Below are 11,788 nucleotides of genomic sequence, written 5' to 3'. Positions count from 1 at the left end.
TCCAGCCTCCTGAGTGTAGAATTCGAAAGTAAGATAACGCTTTCTCATGTGCTCAGTATATCTTTTTCTATTCACACAAAGTTGTGTTAGGATATGAAGAAATGTTGTTCTGTTGTCATCATATGGGAGGGTGAACAGGGATGCTGGAGCGTGTGGAATTTGGAGGATCTACGTTAGCGTGGGATTATCAAATCAAGTCTGTGGATCATTTCAAAGGATATTATCATTGGCATCAATGTGGAGAATTTCTATACGTTCATCAAGGTGAGGGCATAGTAGTCGTTAACAATCATACCTATCCGATTCGCCAAGGCATGCTGTTCTTTTTCCAACCCTATCAATTGCATCATGTCTATGCGGAAGTTCATCCAAATACCCCGTATGAGCGAAATATCTTCTATGTAGAGCCGATAGTCATGGATCGTTATCTGCAAGCGTTCCCGCATCGGCGTTCTTTTTTTTCGAGGTTGTGGAATGGGCGCAATCAGCAGCAAGTTTTTGACCTGAGTTCCCACATGGATCAACTGGATTGGATGTATGAGAGCTACAATCAGTCTCGGAGTCGTGTTGGGGGAGAATGGGAGGAATCGGTTCTGTTTTTGCTTCAACTATTGAGTGTCTTGGATCAACAAAAAGAGGGAGCAGATGAAGCGCTATCACAGTTAACGGATTCACGTCATCTGAGACACTCGGAGAAGATGATGCGGTGGATTGAAGAGCATTTCGAATATGAGATGAGATTGGATCAGATGGCGGCAGATGTTCACTTATCCAAATCGTATGCTTCTCGCATTTTTCATCAAGAGACAGGTAGCAGCATAACGGACTACGTCACAGCTCGAAGGTTGAAGCAAGCCTACTTGCTCCTTGAGACTACAACACATTCGGTGGAGGAGATCGGCAGACGTGCCGGATTTCCGAATGGCTCGTATTTCATCCAGTTATTTCGCAAATCTGCCGGGACGACCCCGCTGCAGTATCGACAACAATTTGAACGGAGCAGTAAGCATTAATTTGGATTGTAAAAAATATCGTTATTACGTCTCTATATTTAATTAGTATTCACCGTTCTAATTGAAAAAATCCCGGATGCGGATTGCACTAGCCATTTGCTAAATGCGATACTCCACCTCCGGGATCACACAGCGTCACTTTCAAGCAAATAAACCATAATGATTCCTCAAAATGTTACAGCCACTTATCAGCCCAACGTTCCACGGCGCTTAGCGCTCTCCCCAGTTCCGTGCCTTTTCGTGACAACATATATTCAGTCCGAACTGGACGTTCCGTGACCACATGGCGAACCACAAGTCCTTCTTCCTCCAATTCCTTCATTCGCTCATTTAACACACGTTTGCTCAAGTCAGGGATATAAGCGTGAATCTCACTGAAGCGTTTGGGCTCCTCCATCAACGCATGGATTATGAGGGCTACCCATTTTCGGCCAATGATCTGATAAGATTGTTCCACTTTTGTGCATATTTGCTTGGCATTCTCATCATCGCTCATGATTGTACTCCTTTGATTTAATATTGCTTGTAATATCATTAGTATACTTATTGTAACCTACATGTCCACAGGCCATATGTGTAAAATGTCACATACCAATTGTTCTTAATGTTACCACATAAAGCGTTATCATCAAATAAAAAACCTATAAACACTGGAGTTCACAGGTTCGACACGATTGTTGACGAATTGTGACGACAGGTGTAATATGGGTAACGTTAATTCAAATGGTTACAATTTATAACCTAAAAACAGGTTGTGGAGAGAAGGAATGTTCCATGGTTGAATTCAGGTGCGCTATATAAACGGAGGCAAGGCGGGGAACACACCCACTTATTCCGTCTTTTGTCATGCTTGGATTTGAACATTTTGCAACATCATATACTATACTGCACAGATCACAGGAGGCACTCCAATGGATGCAATGACATTTGTCCTGTTCGGGGCAACAGGCGATTTAGCCAAACGCAAGATTTACCCTGCATTATATAACTTGTACATGGATCAGAAAATGCCGAAATCCTTCTCCGTTATCGGGTTGGGACGACGTGAATTGTCGGATACAGAATTCCAGGCGAATGTTGAAAAGTCACTGCATGAATTCTCACGTCAGACGCCGGAAGAAGCATCTCAGGTTCGTGATTTCATTGGCGCTTTCCGTTATTGTTCTTTAAATAATACGAAGCTTGAAGATTACACCAAACTATTGGAACTGGTTCAAAAGCGTGAACAAGAGCTTAACATTCCCGAAAATCGCATGTTCTACATGTCGGTGGCACCGGAATTCTTTGAGCCAATCGCATTGAATATTCAGGAAAGTGGCCTGGGTAACACCAAAGGCTGGAAGAAACTGATTATCGAAAAACCGTTCGGACACGACCTGCAATCAGCTCGGGATCTAAACGAAAAACTGAGCAATACCTTTGCGGAAGAAGAGATCTATCGCATTGACCATTTCCTTGGTAAACCGATGGTTCAAAATATTGAGACGCTCACCTATGCAAATCCTGTGATTCAAGCGCTGTGGTCTAACCGCTATATCGCCAATGTACAGATTACGGCAAGCGAGACGGTGGGTGTTGAAGAACGTGCCGCGTATTACGACCAAAGCGGTGCCCTGCGAGACATGTTCCAAAACCATATGCTTCAGTTGCTGATGATGATTGGTTTGCATTTGCCAAAACGCTGCACACCGGAAGAGATTCAATTCAAAAAGCAAAAGATTGCTGAAGCGCTTCGTCCTTTGACAAAAGAAAACGTTGCTTCTGAAGTTGTTCGTGCGCAATATGCTGCAGGCGAGTTGCTAGGTGCTTCGGTTGTTGGATATCTGGACGAGCCTGGCATCCCTGCTGGTTCTCAGAACGAGACGTATGTTGCCGCGAGACTGTGGATCGATGATCCATTCTGGAGCGAGGTTCCATTTTACATCCGTACAGGTAAACGCCTGGCTGAGAAATCCACCCGAATCGTTGTTGAGTTCAAATCTCCACTGAAGACAGGTCATGAATCTGAAAATACAACGGAACCTAACCTGCTGACGATTGAAATTGGTCCGGGAGAAAGCATCTCGCTTCAATTAAATGCGAAGAATCCATTGAACCATGGTGAAGTGGAACCGATGCATATGACCTTCAACTCGGGTAAACGTAACATTCCTGAAGCTTACGAGAATCTGATCTTTGATGCGATGCGTGGAGATTCCACCTTCTTCGCTCACTGGAACGAAGTGGAGCTGGCATGGCAATGGGTGCAACCTATTCAGGAAGCATTCGAAGCGGGCAGCGTGCCACTGGATACGTACAGTGCAGGTTCGCATGGACCAGAGTCAGCAGATCGCCTGACAGCAGCAGACGGTTACCGTTGGTGGTAAGTGAAACAACAGAGTAATCATCTGAGAACACAATAGTGCAATCCATTGTGTTCACCAATGAACATTTTGCACAAATCCAAAGACCGTCTTTCAAGTAAACAGGATATGAAACGAAATGGTTCTTTTCGTTTTCTAGAACTTGTATTCGGAAGCGAGTTGATCGAAATGATGCAAAATGCTGATATATATGAAGTAACTTTCATGATGTATACAGATCAAATTTTTTTATGAATTATACCGTTCCAATTTTGCATAAGCCCTTCCGGTTATGTTTGCCGGAGGGCTGTGAAAATTTTTGAATATAGATGGTGTTCAAATTAATTAACTTTTGGTGTAGTGCCGTAGTGTAGGGGATGGAATCGATTCTGAAGAAGCGAAGCGTTCGCCTTTGTATCCGAATTTTAACTATAAGAAAAATAGTTCAAAAAAATTTGGATACAACAGCGATCATAAGAACGATCCATCACCGGAACGGTTGCTGCATAACGCAAACCTTAATTAATATTTGAGCGCAAATGAAATTTAAACATTGTTCATAACAGGAGGATTTTGAAATGAAACTTGGACTCGTCGGATTAGGAAAAATGGGATTGAACTTGGGTAGAAACCTGATTGATCACAAACACGAAGTGGTTGCTTTTGACCTGAACGCTGAAGCAGTAAACGAAATGAAAGAATACGGCGCTGAAGGCGTATCTTCTTACGCTGAGATGGTGGCTTCGCTCGAATCCCCACGTGTATTGTGGATCATGGTTCCTCACAACGTGGTAGACGCTGTATTGGCTGAAGTTAGCCCATTGCTTTCCAAAGGCGACATCATTATTGAAGCGGGTAACTCCCACTACAAAGAATCCATCCGTCGCTACGAAGAGATGAAAACTAAAGGCATTCACTACATGGATGCAGGTACATCTGGCGGTATGGAAGGCGCACGTAATGGCGCATGTTACATGATCGGTGGAGACCCGGAAGCTTGGGCAATCGTTGAACCGGCATTCAAAGACACTTCCGTAGAGAACGGCTACCTGTATGCAGGTAAAGCGGGCAGCGGTCATTTCCTCAAAATGGTTCACAATGGTATCGAGTATGGTATGATGGCATCCATCGGTGAAGGTTTTGACGTATTGGAGAAAAGTGGATTTGATTTCGACTTCGAACAAGTGGCTCGCGTATGGAACAACGGTTCCGTTATCCGCTCTTGGTTGATGGAGCTGACAGAACGTGCCTTCTCCAAAGATGCGAACCTTGATGAAATTAAAGGCGTAATGCACTCTTCCGGCGAAGGACGTTGGACGGTAGAAACGGCATTTGACCTTCAAACCGCTACACCAGTTATCGCTTTGTCCTTGCTGATGCGTTATCGTTCCCTGGAGACAGATACATTCACAGGTAAAGTGGTAGCAGCATTGCGTAACGAATTTGGCGGTCACGCTGTAGAGAAAAATTAATTTTATATATAACTGTTAACATATGATGAACATCGGGTAATGACTTATATCGTGTTTATACGAATTCATCAAGTGGAGGTAACATATCATGAAATTTTTCTTGGATACAGGGAATGTGGAAGAAATCAAACGGATCGAACGTCTGGGTCTGGTGGATGGAGTCACGACCAACCCGTCTTTGATTGCCAAAGAAGGTCGCGTATTTAAAGAAGTCATTCAGGAGATCTGTGGCGTTGTTAAAGGCCCGGTCAGTGCTGAAGTTATCGGTCTCAAAGCCGAGGATATGTTGAAGGAAGCTTATGAGATTGCAGAATGGGCACCGAATGTAGTCATTAAATTGCCGATGACCGAAGATGGGCTATATGCTTGTCATGAGTTGACGCAAAAAGGGATTAAAACCAATGTAACGCTGATCTTCTCCGCAGCACAGGGCCTGATGGCGGCGAAAGCCGGTGCAACCTACATCAGTCCATTCGTTGGGCGCTTGGATGATATTGCGGTGGATGGTATGAAACTGATTCGTGATCTGCGTCTGATTCTGGACATGTATGATCTGCCTTCCGAGATTATCGCAGCAAGCATTCGCAATATCAAACATGTAGAAGATGCAGCCCTTTCCGGTGCGCACATTGCCACCATTCCGGGTTCGGTCTTACCAACACTTTGGAAACACCCACTGACGGACAGCGGCATTGAACGTTTCCTGAAAGATTGGGAAGCTGTTCCGAAATAAAAGGATAGACGTTGCCTGAGTTTTTGGGTGGTCTGAACATAATGCCTCTCGCCTTGTAGATTAATCTGCGGGCGGGAGGTTTTTTTATCTCTGTTTTCGTATTTTTCCGCTTAGTCAATGGTGAAAGCTTGTCTCTTAAAACTTGTTATTATTACTTTCTGTCCAGTGTCCACGTACTGTCCTTCTTTTTCGGAACAACGGTGCATAAGGTTAACATATAGCCTATAGCTCATCCCGCAGGGGAGGAACACTTCGATGATGAGAAGAAGATGGCGAAGCCGGAGACGCCGTAAGCCGCCCAGCGGCAAGCGCAAAATGTGGTTAATCATTTTATTGGTTACCGCGTTTTGTTTAATGCAGGGTTTTGCCTATGTAGATAAGAAAATGAAGCCCCCCATTATGCACTTGGCCAAGATCAGAGTGAAGCAGATTGCGACCGAAGCGATCAACAAGGCGATTACAGCACAGGTGGCAGAGGGCAAAACCAACGAAGGGCTGATTGACTGGAAGACGGATACTGCCGGGAAAGTGTCCGGTTTCATGCTGAACTACAATGAGCATATGCGAATTACCGCAAGTACGATGAATATCGTGCAATCCACGCTTCAGAATGTACACATGTTAAAAGAAAAGATACCGCTGGGGCAGGCGCTGGGCAGTCCGGTGATGGCTTCATTTGGCCCGAGTATACCGGTTCGTATTGAACCTCAAGGCGCTGTCAAAGTGGATCTGAACACCCGTCAGCAGAATGCAGGCATTAACATGATCTTGGTGGAAGTGTACATTCACATCATTGCTGAGGTCGCGGTCGTGGTGCCCTTCGATATGGAGCCCGAAACGGTTGATACAGAAATCCCGATTTCTTACCTTCTGGTTGTCGGGGATGTGCCCATGTATTATTACGATAATCAGGGCAAGCCGGTAGGCAGTAACGGCAGTAATGCACCGGCTATAGCGCTGCCATCAGGTCATACGGGTGTATCAAGCGGTAATGGAGTGACGACGAATCCCCCAAGCCAGAACCAGCAACAGGCGCCGTCAAACCATTTGCAAGAGGGCGAGCTTGAATTTGAGCCAGATTTGCCTGATATTAATGGGGGAGTGCAGCCTAATAAGGACGCGCAGCCGTAAATCACACCCATTTCTAGCTCATAGCAAAGAAAGGGGCCTCTATTGATGAGGTCCCTTTTTCGAATGCATATTGCACTCTAAGCCGAAGAGAATCCACTTAATTCCGCCAAATTATAGACTTGGATTGAATTAAGCGGTGTACTCCAAAGTGCTTCCACTTACTGAGTATATTCTCGACTCACTTGCTCTTATTCTTCTTCTGTTTGCGTTCATCTTGTTCCCAATGTTTCAGCTGTGGATAAGGGTCGAACGACCATTCGTGCAGTCCGCTGTCCCGGTAGATCCCATAGTGCAGATGCGGAGGGAATTTGCCCTGTGTCCCAGGTTTCCCGTAACCCGAACTGCCAACCCAACCTACGACCTGACCGGGAATAACCACTTCACCGATGCGTGCGCTCTTGTCAAAACCAGAGAGATGGGCGTAGTAATGATAATGGTTGTTCAAATCCCGAATTCCGATGCGCCAGCCGCCAAACGGGTTCCAGCCTTTGATCTCCACGACCCCGTAACAGGTGCTGCGCACAGGTAGGCCATGCGGAGCGAAGATATCCGTTCCCTCATGAATGCGATAACCACCCCAGCTTCTTTTTGTCCCCCAGGTGCTGCGATAGGAGTAGTTGGTTCCAAGTGGGACCGGAAAGGCATGTCCAAACAGATCCAGATTGTCAAAATGCTCATATAACTTCGCGAATTGCTGTATCCGTTGTACAGCACGGGAGTTGTGATAATATTCCCACAAGGCAATGTTGAAGTCTTCTTGCTTGTTCCCGTAACCCTGAATAACAGAAGCCATGCTGTACAGCACATCCTGATCATTGTTAGCATCCGCTAAACCGTCTCCTGAACCATCACGCCCATATCCTTTGAAAAAAAGAATGGATTCCGGATGTTGATCCGTCTCATCCGGATTTAGCCATCCTCTCCAGGCCGGAGAGGTCATGAAGACACCTGTGAGCCGCTCCGGATGCTTGCGATCCTTCGGGTGTGCACGGGTAATCGTACGTTCATACTGATCAATGGCGGCCAGCCTGTACCAGGGAATCTGAGTCATCTGACCGATGCTCTCATATAAATGGCGACGTGCAGCGAAGATTTCTGCGGGCTTTAGCTCAGCTGCCTGTGGTTTGGGAGCGGCCTGGGCGGGTTCACCGTAAACTTCAACAGGCAAGAATGGGAGAAGCAGAGTACCTGCAAGTAATGTTTTGATCCAAAAGCGGTACGTGTGCCTGAAGGTCAAGCGTTGTTGCACTGGGAAGCAGCCCCTTTCCATTAAAATGATACAAGGTACCCGATGAACCAAGCTAAAGGTTAGCGTTCTTCAAAAGTTCTCATTTTATCCATGTCAGCACTTGGGATGAATCGAATGATGCAAATTGTCCATATCGGGCATGAATGCACAAGATGTGATAAATGGGAGTTTTTCCAACGCTTTCATGGTATAATATGTTCCGAGCAACAGCCTAACTTCAGTAGAAAGAAGGTTTATGCATTGGCTAAACGTGTTAAAGAACCGAAACCGGATTGGATTCGGATCAAATTGACAACCGGCGATAACTATCAGGAAATGAAAACGATGATGCGTTCCAAAACGCTGCATACGGTATGTGAGGAAGCACGGTGTCCGAATATTTATGAATGCTGGGCCAATCGAACGGCCACTTTTATGATTTTGGGCGACATATGCACAAGGGCATGCCGTTTTTGCGCGGTGAACACAGGCTTGCCAACGGAGCTTGATTTGCAGGAACCAGAACGTGTGGCGGAAGCAGCAGAGCAGATGAATCTGCAACACTGCGTAATTACAAGTGTAGCCCGTGACGACCTGAAGGACGGGGGAGCTACGATCTTTGCAGAGACGGTAAAGGCCGTACGGCGGCGGTTGCCATTGTGCAGCGTTGAAGTACTCATTCCAGATTTTCTGGGCGATCGCGAATCTTTGCAGATTGTAATGGATGCCAAACCGGACATTCTGAATCATAATATTGAGACGGTAGAGCGGTTGTCAGACAAAGTGCGCGCCAAGGCGAAATATAAACGTTCACTGGAATTACTTGCTCGTGCCAAAGAAATGCAACCTAACATCCCAACGAAATCAAGCATTATGCTTGGTGTAGGTGAGGAATATAATGAAATTTTATTGACGATGGATGATCTTCGTGCGGTGAACTGCGATATTATGACGATTGGTCAATATTTGCAGCCATCGGAGAAACATCTGTATGTTGAAAAGTATTATCCGCCAGAGGAGTTTGCTGCATTGAAACAGGAAGGATTAAAACGTGGGTTCAGCCACGTCGAGTCCGGTCCGATGGTACGCAGCTCCTACCATGCGCATGAACAGGTGAAATCGGCTACCAAACATGCTGAACAGGCGGCAACACACGCGTGATGGAGGAAACCGGATTGGAAGAAGAAAAAATCACAGAACAGATTCAGGACCAGCTTCAGGAACAGATCCAGGAGCCGGTTCAGGAATCGGTTGTTGAGTCAGTTGAGGAAAAGCCCAAAGAACCGGTCATTGTACAGATCGGCGGCAAAAATTATGAAATCGTCCAGAACCACAAAGAGGGCTGGAACCCAGAGGTCTTCCGTGATCGTTACAGTGAAGTGCTGGAGCGTTATGATTATATTATCGGGGACTGGGGTTATAGCCAGTTAAGGTTAAAAGGTTTTTACCGCGATAACCATCCAAAAGCGACGAAGGATTCCACGATTGCCAGTATTGTGGATTATATCAATGAATATTGTAACTTTGGCTGTGCGTACTTTGTGCTTCAGAAGAGCAAGGATCAGCCTCAAGCCAAAGCAAAAAGCGGTTCCTGAGAAGGACCGCTTTTTTTTGTGTTCGTATTTTAGTCAAGAAATGCCGTGCGAACCCGGTTCCAGAATGGATAAGGACGGAAACGCGCGAAACTGACCTTGTGGCTGGATACCTGACAACGGACGGAGATCAGATCCTCCACCATCACGTTCACATGATCAATCGTCATCAATAACCGCTGATCCTTGCGGGAGAAAATATCACAATGATGATGCTTGGGCAAAATAACCGGTGAACCAAGTGTCCGATAGACCCGGTTATTAATCGATGCAATCTCCGCAATCTGAATCGCCTCGATGGTTGGATGCACCATAGCACCGCCGAGGGCTTTGTTGTATGCCGTGCTGCCTGATGGCGTGGATACACAGATGCCATCTCCACGGAACATTTCAAATGTTACATCGTTAATATCGACCTGAGCCACGACGGTACCGTCTACACCTTTTAACGTAAATTCATTAAGGGCGATGTAAGAGGAATTCCCCGACTTTTTACGAATTTCAAGCTCCAAGAGTGGATATTGTACAATACGTGGTTTGAGACGCTCCGGATCTCCCTTGCCACTCATCAGCCGAACTAATTCCCGTAATTCTTCCTTCTTCCAATCGGCGTAAAAGCCGAGATGGCCTGTATGAACCCCAACAAAAGCAATATCCGGAATGCGGTCGATGAAATTGTGAAATGCCTGTAGCATCGTACCATCGCCCCCGATGGAGATGACAATCTCCGGCGATTCTGCATCCAGCTTGAACCCTTCTTCCTTCGCCAGCGCATGAAACTGCTGACTGAGATCAATCGATAACTGGTCTCCGCGGTCTTGAACATAGTATCTCAAGATGAAAGCTCCTTTGTGGTCATTATACTACCGATGATAATCAATTCCGCGGAAGAACACAACGTTTGGAAGCATATTCAGTGAAATATAGATGAATAGTGGCCTTATTTTTTCGCATGTCTTGGCAGGAGTAGAGAACTTAATATCGCTAAGATGAGCAACAACACGATGAGGCTTGCAAAAACAATCATTCCCGAGAGGAAGATCAGTCCCCAGTCCGGTGTATACGTCGATAAGGATGGGATGAAACCAGGCTCCATGAGAACGGGGGAAGAAGAACGCCCCATCATGGGTGTCCACAACAGCAGGACTAATACAGGTGCGATTAACGCATGAATGGCTCTGGCAAATAGAAAGGGACCATATCTCATGGGGGTGTTGCTAAGGACACTCATAATCTGCGCATGGACGGATAATCCGCCCCAGGAGAGAACTAAGGCCGCCGCCGCTACCTTATAGACGAGAGGGATGGATGCCCCGGCACTCCCAGCCTCTTTGTTCCCCAGCGTTACTTCAAATAGCCCACCAACCAAGCTAGGAGATAAGGATGGAGGCAATCCGGTATGACGTAGCAATTGCTCGGTAATCCCGTACAATCCGCCAAGCCAACCGGTCTGCACAAGTAACTCCATCATGACCGAGAAGAATACAACCAGCCCTCCTACGATAATAATAAGGCGAAGGGATGAGGAGACTGCCTGGCGCAACAGTTCACCAAATGCCCGTCCGTCAGCCTTTCTTGCTTCATGCATCGCATAGATGGCACGGACCAGTCTGTTTCGATGTATCTTCTCTGCTGGAGATGGAGAAGAGATGTCTGTCTGTGAGCATTTCGCTGTACCCCCGTGGAAACGCATGAGCACACCCACCAGAAAAGCAGCAGCGTAATGGCTCGCAACCAATATTGGCGCAATGGCGACATTGTGGAAGAAGCCAACCGATACCGCTCCAATCATGAAGATTGGATCGGATGATGTGGTGAAGGCAACGAGCCGTTCTCCTTCTTCCCGGGTAACCAGCTTTTGTTCCCATAACTGGGCGGTCAGTTTAGCCCCTGTAGGATAACCGGATGCACAGCTTACGGCAAATACGAAACCACCGCTTCCCGGAACACGAAACAATGGACGCATTAATGGATTCAGCAAGGTGCCCAAAAAATGAACAATGCCGAAGCCGAGCAGCAGTTCGGACAGCACCAAAAAAGGAAAAAGGGAGGGAAACAATACGTCCCACCAGATAGACAGTCCGCGTACACCAGCGTGCCAGGTTTCCGCTGGGAACAAGACCATTAACACACAAAGGAGCAGGAGAGCGAGTGTGACCAGGACATGGGTGAGTCGTTGTGGAGCAGCCATGAATTCCTCTCCTTTATTTTTTGGAATGGTCGGTGTGTAGTAGTCGGTGGCGCTTTTGCCATCAATATATGAAAAAAAGCGGACAA

At 46.4% G+C, this 11,788-nt stretch carries 11 protein-coding genes; 7 read left to right on the top strand and 4 right to left on the bottom strand.

The window, feature by feature from the left end; all coding sequences use genetic code 11:
* The first annotated feature begins 140 nt into the window (after positions 1 to 140).
* Entirely contained in the window at positions 141 to 1,013 is an 873-nt protein-coding gene (locus PAHA3_RS28605) for an AraC family transcriptional regulator (RefSeq protein ID WP_062838009.1), read from the top strand.
* A 175-nt stretch (positions 1,014 to 1,188) separates the two neighbouring features.
* Here the strand turns inward: PAHA3_RS28605 and PAHA3_RS28600 are convergent, their stop codons facing one another.
* Positions 1,189 to 1,509, bottom strand: a complete 321-nt coding sequence (locus tag PAHA3_RS28600; protein ID WP_036605715.1) for a winged helix-turn-helix transcriptional regulator — start codon at positions 1,507 to 1,509, stop codon at positions 1,189 to 1,191.
* Positions 1,510 to 1,924: 415 nt separating this feature from the next.
* On the opposite strand from PAHA3_RS28600, the gene zwf reads away from it, so the two are divergent.
* The 4 genes from zwf to yunB all read left to right on the top strand — a co-directional run bounded on the left by zwf (position 1,925) and on the right by yunB (position 6,691).
* Positions 1,925 to 3,379, top strand: coding sequence for a glucose-6-phosphate dehydrogenase (gene zwf, locus PAHA3_RS28595; RefSeq protein ID WP_062838008.1), 1,455 nt, complete (start codon positions 1,925 to 1,927; stop codon positions 3,377 to 3,379).
* Positions 3,380 to 3,933: 554 nt separating this feature from the next.
* Positions 3,934 to 4,827, top strand: coding sequence for a phosphogluconate dehydrogenase (NAD(+)-dependent, decarboxylating) (gnd, locus tag PAHA3_RS28590; RefSeq protein ID WP_062838007.1), 894 nt, complete (start codon positions 3,934 to 3,936; stop codon positions 4,825 to 4,827).
* Between the two features lie 88 nt (positions 4,828 to 4,915).
* Complete coding sequence (gene fsa / locus PAHA3_RS28585) at positions 4,916 to 5,560, top strand: fructose-6-phosphate aldolase (RefSeq protein ID WP_062838006.1); 645 nt, start codon at positions 4,916 to 4,918, stop codon at positions 5,558 to 5,560.
* A 255-nt stretch (positions 5,561 to 5,815) separates the two neighbouring features.
* A complete protein-coding gene (gene yunB / locus PAHA3_RS28580) occupies positions 5,816 to 6,691 on the top strand; it encodes a sporulation protein YunB (RefSeq protein ID WP_062838005.1) in 876 nt (291 codons plus the stop codon).
* Between the two features lie 178 nt (positions 6,692 to 6,869).
* On the opposite strand, the gene PAHA3_RS28575 is transcribed toward yunB, so the two are convergent.
* Positions 6,870 to 7,940 (bottom strand): M23 family metallopeptidase, encoded by a 1,071-nt coding sequence (locus PAHA3_RS28575; RefSeq protein ID WP_062838004.1) that lies wholly within the window; start codon positions 7,938 to 7,940, stop codon positions 6,870 to 6,872.
* A gap of 240 nt (positions 7,941 to 8,180) precedes the next feature.
* Here PAHA3_RS28575 and lipA point away from each other — a divergent pair, with 240 nt between their 5' ends.
* The gene (gene lipA / locus PAHA3_RS28570; protein ID WP_062838003.1) at positions 8,181 to 9,080 is read left to right on the top strand and encodes a lipoyl synthase; all 900 of its coding nucleotides are present in this window, start codon (positions 8,181 to 8,183) and stop codon (positions 9,078 to 9,080) included.
* Positions 9,081 to 9,094: 14 nt separating this feature from the next.
* Positions 9,095 to 9,514 (top strand): YutD family protein, encoded by a 420-nt coding sequence (locus tag PAHA3_RS28565; protein WP_235599591.1) that lies wholly within the window; start codon positions 9,095 to 9,097, stop codon positions 9,512 to 9,514.
* 29 nt (positions 9,515 to 9,543) lie between these two features.
* Here the strand turns inward: PAHA3_RS28565 and PAHA3_RS28560 are convergent, their stop codons facing one another.
* Positions 9,544 to 10,347, bottom strand: a complete 804-nt coding sequence (locus tag PAHA3_RS28560) for an NAD kinase (RefSeq protein WP_036673293.1) — start codon at positions 10,345 to 10,347, stop codon at positions 9,544 to 9,546.
* A 104-nt stretch (positions 10,348 to 10,451) separates the two neighbouring features.
* Positions 10,452 to 11,702 (bottom strand): sporulation integral membrane protein YlbJ, encoded by a 1,251-nt coding sequence (ylbJ, locus tag PAHA3_RS28555; RefSeq protein ID WP_062838002.1) that lies wholly within the window; start codon positions 11,700 to 11,702, stop codon positions 10,452 to 10,454.
* Positions 11,703 to 11,788: the final 86 nt, after the last annotated feature.

This window comes from Paenibacillus amylolyticus, assembly GCF_001570725.1.
In the GTDB taxonomy this organism is placed as follows: Bacteria; Bacillota; Bacilli; order Paenibacillales; family Paenibacillaceae; genus Paenibacillus; species Paenibacillus amylolyticus_A.
This window is presented reverse-complemented; position numbering and strand designations above follow the sequence as displayed.

Coding starts and splice junctions, on each gene's coding strand:
- zwf (WP_062838008.1), top strand. CDS start 1,925: ATGGATGCAATGACATTTGTCCTGTTCGGGGCAACAGGCGATTTAGCC.
- yunB (WP_062838005.1), top strand. CDS start 5,816: ATGATGAGAAGAAGATGGCGAAGCCGGAGACGCCGTAAGCCGCCCAGC.
- fsa (WP_062838006.1), top strand. CDS start 4,916: ATGAAATTTTTCTTGGATACAGGGAATGTGGAAGAAATCAAACGGATC.
- PAHA3_RS28605 (WP_062838009.1), top strand. CDS start 141: ATGCTGGAGCGTGTGGAATTTGGAGGATCTACGTTAGCGTGGGATTAT.
- gnd (WP_062838007.1), top strand. CDS start 3,934: ATGAAACTTGGACTCGTCGGATTAGGAAAAATGGGATTGAACTTGGGT.
- PAHA3_RS28600 (WP_036605715.1), bottom strand. CDS start 1,509: ATGAGCGATGATGAGAATGCCAAGCAAATATGCACAAAAGTGGAACAA.
- ylbJ (WP_062838002.1), bottom strand. CDS start 11,702: ATGGCTGCTCCACAACGACTCACCCATGTCCTGGTCACACTCGCTCTC.